Source organism: Ensifer sp. M14 (assembly GCF_003355565.1).
Classification (GTDB): Bacteria; Pseudomonadota; Alphaproteobacteria; order Rhizobiales; family Rhizobiaceae; genus Ensifer.
Genome location: NZ_QJNR01000004.1, coordinates 3,634,230 through 3,655,666, shown reverse-complemented (window position 1 = coordinate 3,655,666; position 21,437 = coordinate 3,634,230). Strand labels below are relative to the sequence as shown.

The following is a 21,437-nucleotide window of genomic DNA, read 5'->3' as shown; positions in this document are numbered from 1 at the left end:
ATCAGTTGAAAGCCGGGCGGTGATATCTGACGCGGGCAAATGAAAATTCGGCTTGGAGACACGTGGAAACAAGCAGTCAGCCCGACAATCCCAGAGCGACAGGCGGCAATAGCTGCTGTGGTATGCTAGGCTGGCAGGCTGCGCTTGACAGTTCGAGTTCCGCTTCTGGTGCGGGTGAAAGTTGGCGGCAGCACTTGATGGGTCGCCGGACGGGGAGGCAAAGACCACTTATTCTTCAGTAATCGACAGCTTTTCGACACTCCGCAGCCGATCGCGCTTTGCCATCGGCCAACTGGAAGGTGACGCGATGACAACTGAAGATGCCATGACGTATGCCCCGTTGCTTGAGAGACGACTTGACGATGAGCGGCACGAGACCTCCGCTCGCGAAACGGTTAGCGCGAAACCGGTGAAGAAGAGGGCGCAGTTTTTACCGTCCTTTGAATTTTCGACTGCTGGCCTACCACGATCGGATCAGTTCGCCGCGTGGCGCAACAGCTTCTCGCCCATGCTTGAATTAGCCGAGATCGACCAAACGACAAGCGACTTCCAGGGGCGACAGAAGCTTTGGGACCTTGGCAGTCTTGTCTTTGCAGAAATCAGCACTGACCGCCTCGCATTTTCCAGTCTGCCCGGACATGTTCGGCGGGATCCCGTTGACCACTGGACAATGACCGTCCTTTTGTCCGGGTCGATCCGGACCGACGCGGCAAGGGGTGCGTTTACGGCGGGGCCGGGCGAAATGCAGATTCATTCGCTTGGTCGCTCCTTTGCCGGTGTGGTGGACAAAAGCGAGATGCTCATGCTTTTTGTGCCGCGTGATCATTCCCTTGAGACGGCGGCCATCCTTGGCTCGGCAGAATTTTCCGCGGTTGGGACCGGCATGGGGCGGTTGCTCTCGGACTATCTTGTCGATGTGGCCAAGCGTCTGCCGATGCTCACCGAGGCCGATCTTCCTGGACTTGTCGCGGCCACGCGCGCGATGATCCTTGCCTGTGTGTCGCCATCCGCTGAGCATATCGAAGCGGCCGAGGGGCCGATCGCCAATGTCCTTCTCGAAAGGGCGCGGCAACTGATACAAGGCCGGTTGCTCGACCCGAAACTCAGTTGCGAGATGGTGCGCAGGGAGCTCGGCATTTCGCGCACGCGGCTCTACAACCTTTTCGAGCCCTTCGGCGGGGTGATGCATTTTATTCAGCACCGTCGGCTGCTCAGCGCCTGTGCGGCGCTGACCGATCCCAACGATCGGCGCCTCATATTCCAGATCGCTGAAGAGCGTGGTTTCAGCGACGGGGCGGAGTTCAGCCGCGCATTCAAGCGAGCCTTCGGCTCCAGCCCGAGCGAGGTGAGAAACAGGGGCGGAGGTGGCATCCCCATTCGGCGGCTCCAAGAGGATTGCCCACCAGCAGAGCGACTGGGTGTGCTTCTGCGCCGGTTGCAGGGATAACCTGAAGCGAAGGTCGCCTAGCTCGGTCTTGCCCGAGGCATTGAATAGGCGCGTGCGGCTGGAATCTCGTGGCGGAACCTGTGGAAGAACTTGGCGATCGGGCCCCGGATCGACACGAAACGTTGAAGCTGCCATGGCGACGTCAATCATTTCCTGATCCGCTCACGTCATCGGCTCAGTGACCGGACTTCCCAGCCCGATTATTCCGCCTCTTGTGGAGGCGGTGTTCGACGCAGACGCGATATCCCGCTTGGCGGCATCCTTCGTATCGAAGCTTTAGCGGAAGCGGCGGTACGATCTGCACGGACCCCGGATAATACCAATCCTCGCTGATCTTGGCTGACGGTATACCCAAAAGCCGACGAATCTCAATCGCTGGTGCAAACAGGAGGTTTGCGAAGGGTTCAGCGGTCTCGTTCCGGGCGGACTTTGATGGGGAGAGGCTGCGTCTTTTGCCCGACAGACAAGGGACGCCAGCCACGCTCGTCGGCTCTTGGCGCTTGCCTCGATCCATGACTGCGGTTCGCGCTCAGATGCCGCCCGATTGGGCAATGTGACCCTGCAGGTCGTGCGTGGCTGGCTGATGCGCTGCAATGCACGCGGTCTCGACGGGTTGATCAACGGCAAAGCTCCCGGCAAGTCGTCGCTGTTGAACGACGATCGGCATGCGGCATTGGCTCAAGCCATCGAACGCGGCCCCACACCCTATTTCGATGGCGTCGTCCACTGGCGTCCATGTCATCTGGCGCAGTGGCTATCGGAGGCGTTCCGCGTCTCGGTGAGCGAGCAGACGTTGGGCCGCGAGGTGCGCTTCTATGGGCTACCGCAAACTCTCAGCCCGCCCGAGGCATCATGCGCAGGGCGCCGAGGCGGTCGACAGATTTAAAAAACGTCCCCGCCGGTGGGCGAGGCGCAGTTCCGAGCCGTCTGCCCCACGCGACCAGCGCACGCGTTCCGCCTCAATCTTCGGCGCGATCTGCCCGAGACCCGGCAAGGCGGCAGCCCGGGTCATGCCTTGGTGTGATACCCACGCCATGAACCAGCGTCTGATCGGGATATCCCGCGATCTTGCCGACAATGCCCATGCTGTCCTCATCATGGACCAGGCGGGCTTGGCATGTGTCGGCAAAGCTCATCGTGGTCGAGCGCTGCTGCCGCGCATGGCAAAAGCGCCAGAGCCAGCCATCGAGAACCATGTCCATCGGCATGCCGGTCTGGGCGCATGAGTTTTGATCAATGAGGATTGGTATCAGTTATCGGCTTTTCGCTTAGACGCATCCCGGACTTCTCGTGTGGCATCTGCTCGATCATCAGCCCGCATGAGTTCATGGTGCCCTATGCGTTCGTCTACGCGAATCTTTTTCCTTCGATGAGCCCGCCTCTTCCGATCGAGAATCGGACCTCGCGAATGGTTGCCAGCGAATCTCGCATTTGATTCTTGTAAATTCGGTCGCGGCGGGAGCCGTCGCCAACCTCGATTCCGAAAAATGGTCGACGCAGCACAGGGTCTATTCCGGCCAAATTGACGCCCGGATCGGCCTTTCCCCTCAATTTCGACCGCATTCTGCCTCTTTCTGAAACAGGCAGTGTTCCTTTCGCACAGGCTAAACCTAAGGGAATAAAGAGCTTTCTTAATCCTTTGTTAATTTCCTCGGACCGCCTGCGGCGATTTTGTGTCGTTTCAGCAACAGGGTTCTGCGAAGGGCGATGCAAAGCACGTGATCTCACCAGTTGGACGTTGCGCCGATGAGCGCGTCTTGTATTTTCAACTCCGGAAGCAAGGGCGGTTGATCGTCCGACTTCTTGAACGTTGGGGATGGGGCAGGGAACGCTGTCCTTCAGCAAAATACCCAGACCCGTTTGAAACTTTTGACTGGAGGTCAGAAATGAACATCAAGAGCCTTCTTCTCGGCTCCGCTGCAGCTCTCGCAGCAGTATCCGGCGCACAGGCAGCCGACGCAATCGTCGCAGCCGAGCCGGAGCCCATGGAATACGTTCGCGTTTGCGACGCTTTCGGCACTGGCTACTTCTACATCCCGGGCACCGAAACCTGCCTGAAGATCAGCGGCTTCGTCCGTTTCCAGACCGACTTTGGTCGTGATGCTGCTGACAACAAGTGGGAAAACCCGGACCAGTCCACGTCTGACTGGGATGCATTCTCGCGCGCTTACATCGCGTTCGACGCCAAGAGCGACACCGAGTACGGCACGCTCACCGGCTTCTTCGCCGCTGAATTCAACGCTGACACCGACAGCGACGACGGCGACAGCCTGATCGACGTTGATGAAGCCTACATCCAGCTCGGCGGCCTCAAGGCCGGCTTCTTCTACAGCTGGTGGGATAAGGGTCTGAACGGCGAAACCGACTCGCTCGGCAACAACACCGAGTTCAACTCGGTCGCCTACCTCTATGACGGTGGCACGTTCCAGGCTGGTATCGCAATCGACGAACTCGAAGCTGCTACCACCAAGGCTAACGGCCTCGGCGTTGAAGGTATCGTTTCGGCTTCGGTCGGCGGCGTATCGTTCGACCTGCTCGGCGGCTTCGACACCGAACTTGAAGAAGGCGCGATCCGCGGCTTGCTCTCGGCTGACCTCGGTCCGGGCACCTTCCAGCTCGCTGGTATCTGGGCTTCCAACCCGAACGCTTACTGGGCTGACTCCGAGTGGACCGTTGCTGCGTCGTACGCCTTCAAGGCAACCGACAAGCTGAAGATCACCCCCGGTGCTCAGTACTGGAGCGATCTGCAGAATGGCAACGACTTCGACAGCGGCCTCGACAAGTGGCGCGCTGGTCTGACCCTCGACTACGCGATCACCGAAGGTCTGGCTTCGCGCGTCTCGGTTCAGTACGAAGACCGCGATCTCGTTGGCGGTGGTTCGGAAGACCAGGTCAAGGGCTTCGTCCGCCTGCAGCGCGACTTCTAATCTGATCTGACCTCGGTCAGTTTAGAGAAGCCCGGCTTTCGAGCCGGGCTTTTTCGTTTTTGTGCAAAGGCCGGGTGGAGCCGTTTCGTTGCGATGAATGTCGCAGGCCCTCTTTAAGCGCCGCGCACATTACAGCGCCGCGCGTCAAGTATGACGCGCAAAGGACGCTGTAACGCTTTACATTTGCTGCATAATTTTCTCCCTCAATCGATCCCGATTTAAGGAACTATGCAGTCGTCTCCAGAAATTCAGCGATATCTTGCTTGAGGTCACCGACATGCAGCAATGGTGCGTGTCCCTGGCCAAATGCGGTAACCGAAATCATTCTCTGATGCCGAAAGTGCATTTCGGCGACTGTTTTGTCGGCCAGCAACCGCGTGTTTTCTCCACGGATGAGCAACAAAGGGTATTGGCCGAGCGCCTGAAAGGGCTCCCAGAGATCGGGCAGGGGAGTGCTGGCGTCGAGCGGCAGCAACTGCTTTGCAATTGCCTGATCGAAGTCGGGGGCCGGATATCCGTTTTCATCGCGGTAAATGGCGTTCGCCATGGCGCGCCAATCGATTTCGCCAAGTGCCGGAAACTCGGTGCCGTGCAAGGCCCGAAGATAAGCCGGCGCATCTTCCCAGGTCTGCGGTCTGCCACCGTTATTGAGGTAGTCGCGGATTGCCAGCAATCCGCCACGTTCGATCACGGGGCCGATATCGTTTAGTATCACGGCGGCAATGAGCGATGGCATCTGTTGCGCAAGCAGATGCAGGATCAATCCGCCGCGTGAGGTGCCGATGAAAACCGCTCTCTCAATTCCGAGTGTATGGCATGCCGTGATCACGTCGTTCGTTTCTACGGGGATGCTGTAGTGGCTCTTGTCCGGATCGCGCTCCGATTGTCCACGGCCGCGGTAGTCGAGGCAGACGACAGTGTGTGAGCCGCTGACCGGGGATGAGAGATGCCGTGCGAGGAAATGGAAGTCTCGACTGTTGCGCGTGAGGCCGGCAAGGCACACGACGGGTAAAGAACCGCCAACATCGAGCGATTTGTGACCATAGATACGTGCGTAGAGCCGCAAGCCGTCGTTCGATGGAAAATAGCGCTCGCTAAAACCGTCCTGCCGCATGGCTCTGACCTTTCCTCTGATCGTCAAAGAGAGAATAGAGCGCTTTCAGGGAAAGTGCGAAGCGCTTTTTCGTCAGAAAATTCGTGAAAACAAAGAGATAGAGCTGTTTCGGTGATCCGTTCGAGCTTGAACAATTTTAGTGACCGGGCTTGGGTCGCCATACCATGATGCTGCGACCTTTGTCAGTGCGGCGGGCGTAAACATGGGGGCGAAAATTGGCGCTCCCGCAGTTCGCCGAGCATAAATTTAGTGCGCAGATATCTTGCTGCAGTGGCTTGAGTGCACGCCGGTCTCGGTCGTTTACCAGCGGCTTCACTGCCGTCTCCTGTCGTTAAGACGGTGAACGCCCCATCCTGAGATCTTCAACGATATCAGCACTTTGGCCGAGCCGCACTTTGTAGACCTGGTAGTTTTCCATGACACGCTGGACGTAATTGCGCGTCTCCTGGAATGGGATGCGCTCGATCCAGTCGACGACCTCGTCGATTGGCTTGCCGCGAGGATCGCCATAGCGGCTGAGCCAGTCCGGGACCCGGCGTGGGCCGGCATTGTAGGCGATGAAGGTGAGAATGTAGGATCCGCCGAAGCTGTTGATCTGTTCACCGAGGTAATGCGCGCCGAGGGTGGCGTTGTATCCGGCATCGCTCGTCAACCGGTCCTTGGAATAGGCAAGACCGTAGCGGCTCGCCACGCCTTTGGCGGTTCCCGGCAGCAGCTGCAGCAGTCCGCGCGCGTTGGCCGTCGAGACGGCCGCGGGATTGAAGGCGCTTTCCTGGCGCGCGATCGCATAGGCGAGCGCCTTGCCCGAGCCGTCGATGTTGGCGGTCGGCGGGATGACGCCGACGGGAAAGGCAAGCGCGGCGACGTCGATGCCGCGGCCGAAGGCCGTCTTGCCGATCTGAAGGGAAAGCTGATGGTTGCGGGTTTTCTCGGCGCGGGCCGAAAGGATGGCCAACTCTCCGGGGCTCGTCAGTTCTTCCGCTAGTGCCCGATAAATGCTGTCGGCGCGCCAGCTGTGGCCCGCGGCTTCGAGCCGCGAGATGGCACGAACCGCCTCGCGGCCTTCGAAACGGGCGCGGTCTTCAGCTGAAGGGGCGGGATAGGTTACGTTGAGTACCTTGCGGCCGAGCCGTGCGGCTGCCAGCTGGCCGTAGAACGTGCCTGGAAACCGGGCGGCATTGGCGAAATAGTCCTTGGCGTTGCCCGGTCCACCGGCTTCCGCCGATCGTCCAAGCCAGTACCAGGCGCGCGATGCGGAAAGCGGTCTGGTGGAAACGTCGAGAATGCGTCGGAAATGCCGCGCGGCGGCAGCCGCGTCCTCCTTGCCACGCAGTGCGTACCAGCCGGCATGAAACTCCGCATCGACGATATCGGTCGCTTCGGTTGCCCTGTGGTTGGCGGCAACCTGATAGGCGCCGCGGAAATCCCCCTTGTCCAGCAGCCCGCGGCTGATAATCCTCTGCTCGGTCCACCACTCTCCGGGATTGATCAGCGCGTCCTGCTCGCTCGGCATCGTCGCCAGCAGCTTGGCGGCCTCCGCATACTTCTCCTGCTTGCGGAGGTTTTCGATGCGAATGAACAGATAGGCCGGGTCCTTGTGCCATGAGGCATCGACCGCTGATATCAGCGCAGGGGCGTTCGCGCTGCCGCGGCTGACGGCGGCCCAGGCGCGATAGAGTGACTGCGCCTTGCCGAGATCGCTGAAGCGTTCGGCCTGCTCGACGCGATTGCGATAGAGCAGCATCGCCATTCGCCGTCTGTGGTCGGCGACCGTCAGCAGGCCGGAAAATTCCGAAAGGATCTGCGTCTCCACATCCTTGTCGAGCCCCTGCTTGAACCAGAGCGCGCGCAAGCGCGTGGCAGCCGCCGCACTTTGCCCCTCGGCCACAAGCGCGCGGGCAAGAATAATCGTGCCTTCCGTGGTTTCAGGCTGTGTCTGGCCGAAGGCAGCAAGAACGTCGGCTGGCCGCGGGTTCTCGCGATAGAGCGCGCGTTCGGAGTTGGCGCGCAGCGATTTGAGGCCGGGCCACCCCTGCAGTTCACGCTGGGCACTGGCGATTTCGAAGGAGGGGATGCCGCGTTGACCCGAGACGGCGATCGCCCAGGTCAGAATGTGACGGTCGAGCGTGCCGTCGGCAATACGGTTTCGCACGGCGATTGCTGTGGCCGGGTCCTTGTTGGAAAGCGCATCCAGCCCGAGTTTCAGCTCAGCGTGGATCGGCGATGCCGTCGCGGGGATCGCGCCGGTGATGTCCTTGCCGGAAACGCGGCCAGCCTTGTCGGAGATCGCGGGTTTGGCGCCTGGTACCGGCACTTTGTTCGCGGACTCGGAAGAATGGGCCGACGAGGCCAGAAGCGCCGCGCCGATCATGGCGGCGACAGGCAGAAGAATCGATCCGCGCATCAAGAGCCCCGTGTTTCCCCGTGTCTCGCATTCATTTGCCGCCGGATTGCCTAACGAAAGGTTACCGGGATTTAACGATCATCGTAATCGCATCTCGGGCGCCTTCGCTCCGGATGGCAAGCGACGAGGATCATGCGGCTTGAGCGTCAAGCCTTTACGCGAAAACCGGCATGAAATGCCGTGTCACGGCGCTTGCCGCAGCCCCCTCACATGATTATGGTGCGGCAGTTTTTTAACCGTCGATTACGGCCAAAGCGTGAGTGTGCTTGCGTCTTTGAGCCGTCAGGAGTTGTGCATGTTCAAGGGTTCCATTCCCGCTCTCGTAACACCGTTCACCGCCGCCGGCGCTGTGGATGCGGAAGGTTTCGTCGCGCATGTGGAATGGCAGATAAAAGAGGGCAGCTCCGGCCTCGTGCCCGTCGGCACGACTGGCGAATCCCCGACCCTTTCGCATTCCGAGCACAAGCAGGTCGTCGAACTCTGCATCAAGGCGGCCGCTGGGCGTGTGCCCGTGATTGCCGGCGCCGGCTCCAACAACACGATCGAAGCCGTCGAGCTTGCGCAACACGCCGAAAAGGCGGGTGCCGACGCGGTGCTTGTCGTCACGCCTTACTACAACAAGCCGACGCAGAAGGGCCTCTTCGCCCACTTTTCGGCGATCGCTGAAAGCGTGAAGCTGCCGATCGTCATCTACAATATCCCCGGCCGCTCCGTCGTCGACATGAGCGTCGAAACGATGGCAGCCCTTGCCAAGGCCTACCCGACGATCGTTGGCGTCAAGGATGCGACCGGCAAGATCGAACGCGTATCCGAGCAGCGTATGGCCTGCGGCAAGGATTTCGTGCAGCTTTCCGGCGAGGACGCCACCGCACTCGGCTTCAATGCCCATGGCGGTGTCGGCTGCATCTCGGTAACGGCAAACGTCGCGCCGCGGCTTTGTGCTGAATTCCAGCAGGCCACGCTTGCCGGCGACTATGCCAAGGCGCTGGAATATCAAGACAAGTTGATGCCGCTGCACAAGGCCATCTTCATGGAGCCTGGCCTTTGCGGCGCCAAGTACGCGCTGAGCCGCCTCGGCCGCATGAGCCGCGCGGTTCGTTCGCCGTTGCTTTCGACACTCGAACCGTCAACGGAAGCCGCAATCGATGCGGCGCTCAGGCATGCAGGATTGATGAACTGATGGCACCCAAGGGAAGCCAGCGCACGGTCAGGAAAATTGTCGCGGAAAACCGAAAGGCCCGCTTCAACTACGAGATCGTCGATACCTACGAGGCCGGCATGGTTCTGACCGGAACCGAGGTCAAGTCGCTGCGCGAAGGCAAGGCAAACATTGCGGAATCCTACGCCACCGACGAGGGCGGGGAGATCTGGCTGATCAATTCCTACCTGCCGGAATACCTGCAGGCAAACCGCTTCAACCACGAGCCCCGCCGTCGGCGCAAACTGCTGTTGTCCAAGCGCGAGGTCAACCGGCTTCAGGGCGCCGTCAACCGCGAAGGCATGTCGCTCATTCCGCTCAAGATCTATTTCAATGATCAGGGCAGGGCCAAGCTCGAGCTGGCGCTCGGCAAGGGCAAGAAGCTGCATGACAAGCGCGAAAGCGCCAAGGAACGCGACTGGAACAGGCAGAAGAGCCGGTTGCTCAAGGATCGTGGCTGAACGCAGCCGCGCTCTCGCCACGGCGCGGACATTTCTTCACTGATTGGCGAGTGGCGCTCAGATCTCTACGGGATCTGCCACTGGCTCGATGTGCTGGCGGGGGGTGCGCTCGGACGGGTCGCGGCCGATTTCCGCGCGCAGCGTGACGAGATCGATGAAGTGATCGGCCTGGCGCCGCAGGTCGTCGGCGATCATTGGCGGCTGGGTTGACATCGTCGACACGACCGAGACCTTTCGACCCCTGCGCTGCAGCGCCTCGACGAGCGTGGTGAAATCGCCATCGCCCGAGAAGATCACCAGATGATCAACGGTTTCCGATTGTTCCATGGCGTCTATCGCGAGTTCGATGTCCATGTTGCCCTTGATCTTGCGGCGGCCGAGCGAGTCGGTGAATTCCTTGGCCGGCTTGGTCACGACCTTGTAGCCGTTGTAGTCCAGCCAGTCGATCAACGGACGGATTGAAGAATATTCCTGGTCCTCGATGAGAGCCGTGTAGTAGTAGGCGCGCAGCAGGTAGCCGCGCTTCTGAAATGCCTTGAGCAGTTTGCGATAGTCGATGTCGAAACCGAGGCTCTTCGAAGCGGCGTAGAGATTGGCGCCGTCGATAAAAAGAGCGATCTTCTCGCGTGGATCAAACATCGTTATTCCTTTTTAGTGCGCATCTCGCTCGGCTAAGCGACCCTTCGGCGAATGCGCGAAAATACGTCGATTACATTAATGATTGCTGATATTGCAAATAATGTAGTTAACCACTTGCATTATTCCAAGCGGCTTCCCGCGAATATAGCTAGTTTTAGCAGTTGCTGCAGTTCGTCCACATCGCAAGTCTGCAGTTTCTACCAGACGTTTCCGGTCTGCATTTGGAAGTGCAACCAGAATATGTATTCGCGAAGTCTAGCCCGTCCGTGTGGCATTTTACCATGCGACACGGGGTGATGTGAGCGCTCTATGCAGGAAAAACTTGAACTCCTGTTGTTTTGATTGTATCCGAGCGGCTAATTCCAGAAATCGGAGCCGATGAGGCCGTCATCCGGCGGCCGTTCCGGTCTCGTGTCGTTAATCCGTGCTGCGGCGATGATCGCCGCGCTTTGAGCCCAAAAGGACAGGCAATGGCCCGCGTCACCGTCGAAGATTGCATTGACAAGGTCGACAACCGTTTCGAACTCGTGCTGCTCGCCAGCCACCGCGCCCGCCTGATCTCGCAGGGCGCAGCGATCACCATCGATCGCGACAATGACAAGAACCCCGTGGTCGCACTGCGCGAAATCGCCGACGAGACCCTCTCGCCCGGCGACCTCAAGGAAGACCTGATCCATTCGCTGCAGAAGCATGTCGAAGTGGACGAGCCCGAGCCCGATCCGGCTTCGCTGGTTCAGGCCGATGCCGACACGACGTTTGCCGCGACGGCGGAAGATGACGATCAGCCGGAAGCAATTACCTTCGACCGCATGTCGGAAGAAGAGTTGCTGGCCGGCATCGAGGGCCTGGTGCCCCCGGAAAAGAGCGACGACTACTGAGATCCGTAACGGAACAAACGTTCCCGCGTGTTATCAAAGCAGTGCGCCACTCGTATGATTGGCGCACTTTTTTTATTGTCTTTTCCCACGGAGCCGCCAGCGAATGATGCGCCAATACGAGCTCGTTGAGCGCGTTCAGAAGTACAAGCCCGACGTCAATGAAGCCCTGTTGAACAAGGCTTACGTCTACGCCATGCAGAAGCACGGGCAGCAGAAGCGGGCAAGCGGCGACCCCTACATTTCCCACCCGCTGGAAGTCGCGGCGATCCTCACGGAAATGCATCTCGACGAATCGACGATCGCGGTCGCACTCCTGCACGACACGATCGAGGACACGAGCGCGACCCGGCAGGAGATCGACGATCTCTTCGGCGAGGATATCGGCGCCTTGGTCGAGGGCCTGACCAAGATCAAGAAACTCGATCTCGTCACCAAGAAAGCCAAGCAGGCCGAAAACCTGCGCAAGCTGTTGCTGGCGATCTCCGACGACGTGCGCGTCCTCCTGGTCAAGCTTGCCGATCGTCTGCACAATATGCGCACACTCGACCATATGACGGCCGAGAAGCGCGCGCGCATCTCCGAGGAGACGATGGACATCTATGCGCCGCTCGCCGGGCGCATGGGCATGCAGGATATGCGCGAGGAACTGGAAAACCTCTCGTTCCGCCATATCAATCCGGAGGCCTTCGAGACCGTCACCCGGCGCCTGGAAGAATTGTCCGAGCGCAACGAGGGCCTGATCAAGAAGATCGAAGACGAACTGACCGAGCTGCTCCAGGCCGAAGGCTTGAAGGGCGCGCAGGTCAAAGGGCGGCAGAAGAAGCCCTATTCGGTCTTCCGCAAGATGCAGTCGAAGTCGCTGTCCTTCGAGCAGCTATCCGACGTCTGGGGCTTTCGTATTGTCGTCGACGATATCCCATCATGCTATCGCGCGCTCGGCATCGTGCACACGCGCTGGCGCGTGGTGCCCGGGCGCTTCAAGGACTACATCTCCACCCCGAAGCAGAACGACTATCAGTCGATCCACACCACCATTGTCGGTCCGTCCCGTCAGCGCATCGAGCTGCAGATCCGCACACGACGGATGAACGACATCGCCGAGTACGGTATTGCTGCGCATTCGCTCTACAAGGACGGCGAGGGCGCGTCGACCGAGACTGCCCTGTCGCCGACATCGAATGCCTATTCCTGGCTCAGGCGCACGATCGAGTCGCTGGCCGAAGGCGATAATCCGGAGGAGTTTCTCGAGCACACCAAGCTAGAGCTTTTCCAGGATCAGGTGTTCTGCTTCACGCCGAAGGGGCAGCTCATTGCGCTGCCGCGCGGCGCGACACCGATCGACTTCGCATACGCGGTCCATACCAACATTGGTGACACCTGCGTCGGCGCCAAGATCAACGGCCGCATCATGCCGCTGGTGACGCGCCTCAACAACGGTGACGAAGTCGAGATCATCCGCTCGGGTATCCAGGTGCCGCCGCCCGCATGGGAAGAGATCGTCGTCACCGGCAAGGCGCGCTCCGCCATCCGGCGCGCGACGCGGGCCGCCATCCGCAAGCAATATGCAGGCCTCGGCTACCGTATTCTCGAGCGAACCTTCGAACGCGCCGGCAAGACGTTTTCGCGCGAGGCCCTGAAACCTGCGCTGCATCGGCTCGGCCATAAAGAGGTCGAGGATGCGATCGCATCCGTCGGTCGCGGCGAACTGTCGTCGCTCGACGTGCTGCGTGCTGTGTTCCCCGACCACCAGGACGAGCGCGTCACGGTCAAGCCCAACGCCGACGACGGCTGGTTCAACATGCGAAGCGCCGCCGGCATGGTCTTCAAGTTGCCTGGCCGATCCAAGGAGGCTGGAGAGCCGGCGCAGGCGGAAGGTCCGGAAGCATTGCCGATCCGTGGGCTTTCGGGCAATGCCGGCGTGCATTTCAGCGCGGCGGGCGCCGTCCCCGGCGACCGGATCGTCGGCATTATGGAGAAGGACAAGGGGATCACCATCTATCCGATCCAGTCGCCGATCCTGCAGAAATTCGATGATGAGCCGGAGCGCTGGATCGACGTGCGCTGGGATCTGGACGAGGCCAACAGCAGCCGTTTCATGGCGCGCATCGCCATCAGCGCCTTGAACGAGCCGGGCACTCTGGCCGAGGTCGCCCAATCGATCGCGACGAGCGATGTCAATATCCGCTCGCTCTCCATGGGGCGCGTGGCAGCGGACTTCAGCGAGTTGCAGTTCGATCTCGAGGTCTGGGATCTCCGGCAGCTGAACCATCTGATCACCCAGCTGAAAGAACTGCCGAGCATTTCGACGGTCAAGCGCCTCTTCGAATGAGGGGGCGTTGGTCGTCGTCATCGCTGTCCCATCAGCTCGGCATGCGCGTCCGTTTTGCGCAGTTGCCTTGAAATCAGGCAGGCAAAGGCTCGAAAAGCGGCAAGGCATGCTTGTTGTGCATGGCTGCCGTCTTTTCATGGCTCTGGTGGAACAGTGACCTCTAAACTATCTTCTGCATCGGGAGGTAAACGAAGAGGTTTGCCATGTTTAATCAGTTGAAGAAGATCACCCGCGCTCTGCGCGTCGCCACTCAGGAAGAGCGCGAGCTTGCCTATCTCAACGGTTCGGTCGATCGCATCGATCTCGAATACCGTCAGCGTCAGATCGATCGCGGCCTGTTCCGCAACGGCTACTAAGCTGTTGCCTGTTCCCGCATGAGGGCGGGAATGGCGAGCCATGCGTCAGACGAATGGCTCATTCGTGATCGCTGCACCACACGCCACCGGGTTGCAAGCAGCAGGCATGACGCCTATCTTGCGGCCTTTCAACAGGCGGACACGCCGTCTTGTGCCGACTGGCGGTGTCAAGATGCGGTCATGACGGCATAATGTTATTCAGACGTAGAAAACCGGTCACGATTTCCGAAAGGCTTCGCGCGCTTTTATGGCCGCGCAAGGGTTTTCGGCGCGGCCCGCGATACATGGCGCTGCGTATTCTGCGCCTGTCGTCGTCACCTCATTCGATCGCGGTCGGAGTTGCCGCAGGTGCGGCGTCGTCATTCACGCCCTTTTTCGGGCTGCATATCATCATTGCGGTCGCGCTTGCTTCGGTGTTCTCCGGCAATTTGCTTGCCGCAGCGATCACGACGGCGCTTGCCAACCCGGTGACGATCCCGATGATCCTGACGGCGTCCTACGAGCTTGGTAGCGTCATCATCGGCCAGCAGGCAGCTGAGGTGGCGACCGGCGCGGATGTCGCGCATATGATCGAGCACCTCGAGTTCTCGGCCCTCTGGGGCCCTGTGTTCAAGCCGATGCTCATCGGATCCGTTCCGCTTGCAGCCGCCGGCGCCCTGATTTTCTATCCCCTGGCCTATCAGGCCGCCCGTCTTTTCCAGTCCCGCCGTCGACGCGCACGCTCGCCTGGCGAAGGGTCCGCACCATGATTATCGGTATCGGCAGCGACCTCATCGACATCAGGCGCATCGAAAGCTCGCTCTCGCGTTTCGGCGAGCGTTTCGTCAATCGCTGCTTCACCGAAGTGGAGATCGCCAAGTCCGAGGGGCGCAAGAACCGCGCCGCCTCCTATGCCAAACGCTTCGCGGCCAAGGAGGCCTGCTCAAAGGCACTCGGTACGGGGATAGCGCACGGCGTCTTCTGGAAAGACATGGGCGTCATCAATTTGCCCGGTGGCAAGCCGACCATGCATTTGAGCGGTGGTGCTGCCGAACGGCTTCAGGCGATGGTACCCAAGGGGCATCGCGCGGCAATCCATCTGACGATTACCGACGATTTCCCGCTGGCGCAGGCCTTCGTGATTATCGAAGCACTCCCCGTTGCCCCGCCAGAAGGAACGGTTTAGAGCATTCCGTTGACAAATCCTGAAGTGCCCGATTGCTGGAGCAGGGTGCCCTTGCGGTATGGACACGAAATCGCGCATCCGCCTTTGAGGCTGGAACCGAAAGCGTAAACGACAGTTGATTGAGCGGTGCGCCGAGCGTGCCGATGACAAAGGAAGACAGCAGCGTGGCAGAAAAGACAGAAGCGAAGCAGAGCGGACTCTGGGAGAATGTGAAGGTCATCATCCAGGCGCTGCTCCTGGCCGTGGTCATTCGCACCGTCTTCTTTCAGCCCTTCACCATTCCGTCCGGCTCAATGATGCCCACCTTGCTTGTCGGCGACTACATCTTCGTGAACAAGTTTGCCTACGGCTACTCGAAGTATTCGCTGCCGTTCTCGCCGGATCTGTTTTCCGGCCGCATCTTTGCAAGCGAGCCCGAGCGCGGCGACATTGTCGTCTTCCGCTTCCCGCCGAACCCGGATATCGACTACATCAAGCGTCTGGTCGGCCTGCCGGGGGATCGCATCCAGGTGCGCAACAGCATTCTCTATGTCAACGACAAGCCCATCGAACGGGTGCCTGACGGCGTCTTCCGCGCCGACGACCAGTACGACACCGGCGGCGACGTGCCTGTCTACCGCGAAACCATGGACAACGGCGTTTCCTATGACACGCTCGATCAGTTCCCGGATTCGCGCGGCGACAACACCCGCGAGTTCATCGTGCCCGAAGGTCATTACTTCATGATGGGCGACAACCGCGACAACTCCGCCGACAGCCGCTTCGACGTCGGCTTCGTGCCTGCCGAAAACCTTGTCGGCCGGGCCAGCCTGATCTTCTTCTCGCTCGGCAACGACACCTCGTTCCGCGAGATCTGGAAGTGGCCGGCAAACCTGCGCTACGATCGTCTGTTCAAGGCGGTCGAATGATGAAGGCGCGGTCGCTAAGCGCGGAGGATCGGGCCAAGCTCGAGGCCGTGATTGGCTATCAGTTCAGCGAGAAGGAACGGCTTGACCGGGCGCTGACCCATTCCAGCGCCCGCAATGCCAGGGGCTCGAACTATCAGCGGCTCGAATTCCTGGGAGATCGGGTGCTGGGGCTTTGCATTTCCGAGCTTCTCTTCCAGACATTTCGGGACGCTAACGAGGGCGAGCTTTCGGTACGGCTGAACCAGCTCGTCAGCGCCGAGAGCTGTGCCCTGGTCGCCGACGACCTGGAGCTGCACCAGTTTATCCGCACCGGTTCTGACGTGAAGAAAATCACCGGCAAGGCGATGATGAATGTGCGCGCCGATGTGGTAGAGTCGCTCATCGCCGCGATCTATCTCGACGGCGGATTGGAGGCGGCGCGCAAATTCGTGCTGCTTCACTGGAAGGAGCGGGCGACCCGCGCCGACGGCGCCCGTCGCGATGCCAAGACCGAATTGCAGGAATGGGCGCATGCCAAGTTTGGTATTGCGCCGACATACCGGACGGATGACCGTTCCGGCCCCGACCACGATCCGCGTTTCACCGTGACTGTTGAGGTCGCCGGCGTTGCGCCTGAGACGGGGACGGATCGATCCAAACGCGGCGCCGAGCAGGTGGCCGCGACGAAATTGTTGGAACGCGAAGGCGTGTGGCGGAAAAACTCCGCCGGAAAATGACGGAAAACATGACGGATATGGAAAAAGATACGGGCGCCGAAAGCGCGCCGACCCACTCGGGTTTCGTGGCGCTGATCGGCGCCACCAATGCCGGCAAGTCGACCCTGGTCAACCGCCTCGTCGGCGCCAAGGTCTCGATCGTCAGCCACAAGGTGCAGACGACCCGGGCGATCGTGCGCGGCATTGCCATCCATGACAACGCGCAGATCGTGTTCATGGACACACCCGGCATCTTCAAGCCGCGGCGCCGGCTCGACCGCGCCATGGTGACGACGGCCTGGGGCGGCGCCAAGGATGCTGACGTGATCATGTTGTTGATCGACAGCGAACGCGGCCTGAAGGGCGATGCCGAAACGATCCTGCAAGGCCTGAAGGAAGTCCACCAGCCGAAGATCCTGGTCCTGAACAAGATCGACCAGGTGCGGCCCGAGGATCTCCTGAAGCTCGCGGCAGCGGCCAACGAGACGATCCAGTTCGAGCGTACCTTCATGATCTCGGCGCTCACCGGTTCGGGTTGCAAGGATCTGATGGATTATCTGGCGGAAAAGCTGCCGGAAGGTCCGTGGTATTACCCGGAAGATCAGATTTCCGACCTGCCGATGCGCCAGCTCGCAGCGGAAATTACCCGCGAAAAGCTGTTCCTGCGCCTGCACCAGGAGCTTCCCTACGCCTCGCATGTCGAAACCGAGAAGTGGGAAGAGCGCAAGGATGGCTCCGTTCGTATCGAACAGGTGATCTACGTCGAACGCGAAAGCCAGAAGAAGATTGCGCTCGGCAAGAACGGCGACGCGATCAAGGCGATCTCCACCGCGTCGCGCAAGGAAATCTCCGAGATCCTCGAGCAGCCGGTGCATCTCTTCCTGTTCGTCAAGGTGCGCGAAAACTGGGGTGACGATCCCGAGCGCTTCCGCGAAATGGGTCTTGAATTCCCGCGCTGATCGGCGCGTTTTACAAGCTGCCTTGACGCCGCCCGCCAGCCCTGCTGGCGGGCGGTTTCATTTGAAACGCCAACCGCGGCTTCGCAGGCATTCACCGGGATATCAGAACGTCCGCTGTCTTTTTGCGAGCATCGGTCCGATCGTCTCCGCACGGTTGGTCCACACGTAACCCGAAAACGTCTCCGGTACCAATTCAAGATCTTCCGCGCTGTCGATGCCCGTGGTGAAGTCGCCGCCCTGGTAGCGGCCGAACAGGATCACCTCGCTCCCGGCTGATTTCAGGCGCTGCGCGAAACGATCCGGCCAGCCCCAGAGCCAGGGAGCATAGTTGCCCGGAACGATGACCAGGGTATTCCGGCAGAGGGGCGGAACGATGCCGGTCCAGCCATAGGCAACATACCGGGCGAGGCAGCCGACCGCCGAGCCTTTGTCGTAGCCGCGCATGCTGGCGACCCGCTTCAAGGTCTCCTGCGTCGGCCTGTCGCCGCCATAGACGCCGAAAACGGCGTCCCGCCATTGCGGGTGTGTTTCGAGCAGGGCGGCGAGTGCTGCACCTTCCTCGGCTCTGCGGCTCTTGAAGTTGACGAGAAACTGGCGATCGGGCAGGGCGGCGAAGACCTCCTCCAGGGTCGGCATCTGGCCGACGGCCTTGCCGCGGAACGGAAAAGTCTTGCCGCCGTCGGCGGTATAGCCGTAGCCGATATCGAGCCTTTTCAGCACCGTTATCGGTGTTTCCTCGGTAACGCCCTTACCCTCCGTCCGGCAGTCGAGCGTCCAGTCGTGGAAGACGGCAAATTGCCGATCGGGGGTCAGATGGATGTCAAGCTCGACGACCGCCGCGCCGGCGCCGAAGGCGGCCTGCATCGAGGCGATGGTGTTTTCGAGGTGGTCGTGCCGCGGTTGTTCGATGATCTCTGCCGTGCAGGTATCGTTCCCCACGCCCGTCTTCGGATAGGTCTGATGGATGCCGCGATGCGCGAGAATTTTGGGAACGCCCTCGGGAGGCGTTGCGAGAAAGGACGTGTTGAGAAGCCAGACGGCTGCAGAAAACAACGCGGCGACGATGACGAGCCTGTTCATCCTGATTCTCCCTCTCACCATCGGAATTGCTCGACAATGTGGCGTCAGCGTGGTGTTGCGCTCTTTGCGTGTGGTCGCGAATTTGCGAACGATCTGTCACCCCACGGTCGAATTGACCGGCTTGCGCACGCGTGAGAGGGAAGGGGCATTCCCGCAGGTTCAGGAGAGAAGCCATGCCGCAGCTCGTCGATGGAAAATGGGTCAAGGGCGACGTTGCCGCGAGCGAGATGAAGGGTGGGGCCTTTCACCGCGAGCTGACCCGTTTCCGTAGCTGGATCACGGCCGATGGCGGACCCGGGCCGAACGGGCAGCCAGGCCTTCCGGCGGAAGCCGGTCGCTACCGCCTGTTCGTTTCCTATCTCTGCCCCTGGGCGTCGCGCACGATCGCCTTTCGCAATCTGAAGGGGTTGGAGGACGTTATCGGTCTGACGGTTTCCAGCCCCATGCTTGGCGACGACGGCTGGGTCTATGATGAGCCTGTCGATGCCGGCGCGCGCGTCGGTCTGATCCGCTACCATCACGAACTCTATACGGCGAGCGACGCCGGCTACACCGGCAAGGTATCGGTTCCCGTCCTGTGGGATATGAAGGAAGGGCGCATCGTCAACAACGAATCCGCCGACATCATCCGCATTCTGAATTCGGCCTTCGACGAACTCACCGGCAACCGCCTCGATTTCTATCCGAATGTGTTGCGCGCGGAGATCGATCGCTGGAACGGCCCGATTTACGAGCGCGTCAACAACGGCGTCTATCGCGCCGGTTTTGCCAAAACACAAAGTGCGTATGACGAGGCGGTCGCGAGCCTGTTCGAGACGCTGGATGAACTCGAGCGCCACCTGACGACCAATCGCTACATTGCGGGCGAATATCTGACCGAGGCCGATATCCGTCTGTTCGTGACACTCATCCGTTTCGACGCGGCCTATCACGGCGTCTTCAAGTGCAACATCCGCCGGATCGAAGACTATCCGGTGCTGTCCAATTATCTCAGAGAAATCTACCAATGGCCGGGGATCGCCGAGACGGTGCGCATCGACCATATCAAGCAAGGTTACTACGGCATCACGCATGTCAATCCGACCCGCATCGTGCCCGCCGGCCCCTTGCTTGATTTCACCCGCACCCATGATCGCCAATCGCTGCCGGGTCGCGGGGTCGTCGGAGCTGATGCGATGTCGGCCGATTTGCTAAGCAAACAAATCTTTGAGGGCGCATAAAGGGCCCATTGCCAATCGATTGAAGCTTACTACGTTAGTTGGAAGTTCTGATGGATTGGAGCCCGATGGCGGCTGGCCTGACGCGTTTCCGGCAACGCGCGCACGAGGAGCGCGGGACGTTTGCCGGATGCCCTGAGGCCACGACCGAGCCGGCTTTCGCCGCTTCCGGACGTACGTCGCGTCATGCCTCATGTTCCGCGTCATGCCGCATCGCCCCTCGGAAGCGCCGATAGAACCCGGCCCCGCCGCCGTGCCTTTGCGCCAGGACAGATGTCTCGGTCTGGCAGGGGATGGGTATGAATGCGGCATTGTTGAACATGCTTCGCCGTCTGGTGCGCAAGGGCAATCTGACGGTGCTCTCTTCTTCCGATGAAGAGGTCATTCTGGGTGACGGCTCGGGAAAGCCGGCAACGGTCCGTATTGTCGATGGAGAGGCTGAAAAGGCGATCGCCGTCGATCCGAGCCTTCGTTTTGGTGAACTCTACATGGACGGACGGGCCGTCATCGAACACGGCGATATTTTCGACGTGCTCTCGATCGCCAAGTTAAACGGGCTTGAGCACGCGGCGACCGTTTCCAACATGTTGGTTGCCCTTCAGCATGTGCTGCGCCAGCAGGTGAAGAGCCGAATGCCGGTCAATCGCAACCGGCACAATGTTGCCCATCACTATGATCTCGACCGCAAGCTCTTCAATCTGTTTCTGGATCAGGACTGGCAGTATTCCTGTGCCTATTTCGAGCCGCCGGGCATCTCGCTCGACGAAGCCCAGCTCGCCAAGAAGCGCCACATCACCGCCAAGCTCTTGCTGGAGCCCGGGCAGAAGGTGCTCGAGATCGGCTCCGGCTGGGGCGGGATGGCCATGTATCTGGCGGAATCCTCCGGTGTTGAGGTGACGGGCATCACGCTCAGCGAAGAGCAGCTGAAAATCTCGCGTGAGCGGGCAGCCAAGCGCGGCCTGTCCGATCGCGTCCGCTTCGAGCTCCAGGATTACAGGACGATGCAGGGGCGGCAGTTCGATCGTATTGTCTCGGTCGGCATGTTCGAACATGTCGGCATCGGCAACTATGGCCGGTTCTTTCGCAAGGTCAGGGAGCTGCTGAAGCCGGACGGTGTCATGCTGCTGCACTCTATCGGGCAGATCTACAAACCCTGGGCAACCAATCCCTGGATCGAGAAATACATTTTTCCCGGAGGCTACATTCCCGCACTTTCTGAAGTCTTTCCGTCAGTGGAAAGCGCACGACTTTTGGTCAAGGACGTCGAGATCCTGCCGATGCACTATGCCTGGACATTGAGGGCGTGGCGGCAGCGCTTCCTAGCGCGGCGCGAAGAGGCGGTAAAATTGTTCGACGAACGTTTTTTCCGGATGTGGGAGTTCTATCTTGCCGCGTCCGAAGCAGCGTTCCTCTATGACAAGCACTTCATCTTCCAGCTGCAGCTGTCGCCGTCGCTCGAAGCTGTGCCTTTCGCACGCGGTTACATCGAGGCGAAGGAACGCGAACTGACGGAATTCGAGAAGACCCGTCCGCCGCTGGAGCCGGTGGATATCTAGGGCATGTCGCCCGAAATGCTCCGCACTTTCGGGAAACGACGGGCGTAAAGCCAAAACCTCTAGCGCGTCGCATGAACCCGCTCTTACCAGGCGTGATCTGATCG

Annotated in this window: 17 protein-coding genes and 2 pseudogenes; 15 read left to right on the top strand and 4 right to left on the bottom strand. The window is 60.2% G+C overall.

The genetic code is table 11. From position 1 onward, the window contains the following. Positions 1 to 181 precede the first annotated feature (181 nt). The 3 genes and pseudogenes from BLJAPNOD_RS17790 to BLJAPNOD_RS17775 all read left to right on the top strand — a co-directional run bounded on the left by BLJAPNOD_RS17790 (position 182) and on the right by BLJAPNOD_RS17775 (position 4,374). Positions 182 to 1,447, top strand: coding sequence for a helix-turn-helix domain-containing protein (locus tag BLJAPNOD_RS17790; RefSeq protein ID WP_244610959.1), 1,266 nt, complete (start codon positions 182 to 184; stop codon positions 1,445 to 1,447). Positions 1,448 to 1,818: 371 nt separating this feature from the next. Next, positions 1,819 to 2,680 (top strand): annotated as a pseudogene (locus BLJAPNOD_RS17785) (winged helix-turn-helix domain-containing protein). Between the two features lie 653 nt (positions 2,681 to 3,333). Next, positions 3,334 to 4,374, top strand: a complete 1,041-nt coding sequence (locus BLJAPNOD_RS17775; protein WP_115420661.1) for a porin — start codon at positions 3,334 to 3,336, stop codon at positions 4,372 to 4,374. Between the two features lie 226 nt (positions 4,375 to 4,600). On the opposite strand, the gene BLJAPNOD_RS17770 is transcribed toward BLJAPNOD_RS17775, so the two are convergent. Further along, entirely contained in the window at positions 4,601 to 5,488 is an 888-nt protein-coding gene (locus BLJAPNOD_RS17770) for an alpha/beta hydrolase (protein WP_115420660.1), read from the bottom strand. Positions 5,489 to 5,819: 331 nt separating this feature from the next. Continuing rightward, complete coding sequence (locus BLJAPNOD_RS17765; protein ID WP_115420659.1) at positions 5,820 to 7,892, bottom strand: lytic transglycosylase domain-containing protein; 2,073 nt, start codon at positions 7,890 to 7,892, stop codon at positions 5,820 to 5,822. A 295-nt stretch (positions 7,893 to 8,187) separates the two neighbouring features. On the opposite strand from BLJAPNOD_RS17765, the gene dapA reads away from it, so the two are divergent. After that, positions 8,188 to 9,072, top strand: coding sequence for a 4-hydroxy-tetrahydrodipicolinate synthase (gene dapA / locus BLJAPNOD_RS17760; RefSeq protein WP_115420658.1), 885 nt, complete (start codon positions 8,188 to 8,190; stop codon positions 9,070 to 9,072). Next, positions 9,072 to 9,551, top strand: coding sequence for an SsrA-binding protein SmpB (smpB, locus tag BLJAPNOD_RS17755; protein WP_077503978.1), 480 nt, complete (start codon positions 9,072 to 9,074; stop codon positions 9,549 to 9,551). The genes dapA and smpB overlap by 1 nt, the downstream gene beginning before the upstream one ends. Before the next feature lie 57 nt (positions 9,552 to 9,608). Here smpB and BLJAPNOD_RS17750 read toward each other — a convergent pair whose 3' ends face one another. Beyond that, positions 9,609 to 10,190: an NYN domain-containing protein gene (locus BLJAPNOD_RS17750; protein ID WP_115420657.1), complete on the bottom strand. Its 582-nt coding sequence runs from the start codon at positions 10,188 to 10,190 to the stop codon at positions 9,609 to 9,611. Positions 10,191 to 10,660: 470 nt separating this feature from the next. On the opposite strand from BLJAPNOD_RS17750, the gene rpoZ reads away from it, so the two are divergent. The 8 genes and pseudogenes from rpoZ (at position 10,661) to era (ending at position 17,480) form a co-directional block, all read left to right on the top strand. Beyond that, entirely contained in the window at positions 10,661 to 11,068 is a 408-nt protein-coding gene (rpoZ, locus tag BLJAPNOD_RS17745; protein ID WP_077503976.1) for a DNA-directed RNA polymerase subunit omega, read from the top strand. 103 nt (positions 11,069 to 11,171) lie between these two features. Next, on the top strand, positions 11,172 to 13,397 hold the full coding sequence (locus BLJAPNOD_RS17740) for a bifunctional (p)ppGpp synthetase/guanosine-3',5'-bis(diphosphate) 3'-pyrophosphohydrolase (RefSeq protein WP_115420656.1): 2,226 nt from the start codon (positions 11,172 to 11,174) through the stop codon (positions 13,395 to 13,397). Between the two features lie 203 nt (positions 13,398 to 13,600). After that, positions 13,601 to 13,753 carry a DUF3563 family protein gene (locus BLJAPNOD_RS17735; protein WP_065787305.1) on the top strand — a complete coding sequence of 51 codons (153 nt, stop codon included), beginning with the start codon at positions 13,601 to 13,603 and terminating at the stop codon, positions 13,751 to 13,753. A gap of 106 nt (positions 13,754 to 13,859) precedes the next feature. Beyond that, positions 13,860 to 14,502: pseudogene (locus tag BLJAPNOD_RS17730) on the top strand (DUF2062 domain-containing protein). Further along, positions 14,499 to 14,918, top strand: coding sequence for a holo-ACP synthase (gene acpS, locus BLJAPNOD_RS17725; RefSeq protein ID WP_077503973.1), 420 nt, complete (start codon positions 14,499 to 14,501; stop codon positions 14,916 to 14,918). Before BLJAPNOD_RS17730 ends, acpS begins: the two are co-directional and overlap by 4 nt. A gap of 164 nt (positions 14,919 to 15,082) precedes the next feature. Next, positions 15,083 to 15,826 carry a signal peptidase I gene (gene lepB / locus BLJAPNOD_RS17720; protein WP_077504152.1) on the top strand — a complete coding sequence of 248 codons (744 nt, stop codon included), beginning with the start codon at positions 15,083 to 15,085 and terminating at the stop codon, positions 15,824 to 15,826. Further along, positions 15,826 to 16,542, top strand: coding sequence for a ribonuclease III (gene rnc, locus BLJAPNOD_RS17715; RefSeq protein WP_115421344.1), 717 nt, complete (start codon positions 15,826 to 15,828; stop codon positions 16,540 to 16,542). The genes lepB and rnc overlap by 1 nt, the downstream gene beginning before the upstream one ends. Continuing rightward, complete coding sequence (era, locus tag BLJAPNOD_RS17710) at positions 16,539 to 17,480, top strand: GTPase Era (RefSeq protein ID WP_171986893.1); 942 nt, start codon at positions 16,539 to 16,541, stop codon at positions 17,478 to 17,480. Before rnc ends, era begins: the two co-directional genes overlap by 4 nt. A 102-nt stretch (positions 17,481 to 17,582) precedes the next feature. On the opposite strand, the gene BLJAPNOD_RS17705 is transcribed toward era, so the two are convergent. After that, positions 17,583 to 18,560 carry a glycerophosphodiester phosphodiesterase family protein gene (locus tag BLJAPNOD_RS17705; protein ID WP_115420654.1) on the bottom strand — a complete coding sequence of 326 codons (978 nt, stop codon included), beginning with the start codon at positions 18,558 to 18,560 and terminating at the stop codon, positions 17,583 to 17,585. Positions 18,561 to 18,733: 173 nt separating this feature from the next. On the opposite strand from BLJAPNOD_RS17705, the gene BLJAPNOD_RS17700 reads away from it, so the two are divergent. Both BLJAPNOD_RS17700 and BLJAPNOD_RS17695 read left to right on the top strand, forming a co-directional pair. After that, a complete protein-coding gene (locus tag BLJAPNOD_RS17700) occupies positions 18,734 to 19,780 on the top strand; it encodes a glutathione S-transferase family protein (RefSeq protein WP_115420653.1) in 1,047 nt (348 codons plus the stop codon). 296 nt (positions 19,781 to 20,076) lie between these two features. Further along, on the top strand, positions 20,077 to 21,333 hold the full coding sequence (locus tag BLJAPNOD_RS17695; protein WP_115420652.1) for a cyclopropane-fatty-acyl-phospholipid synthase family protein: 1,257 nt from the start codon (positions 20,077 to 20,079) through the stop codon (positions 21,331 to 21,333). The last annotated feature ends 104 nt before the right edge of the window (positions 21,334 to 21,437 follow it).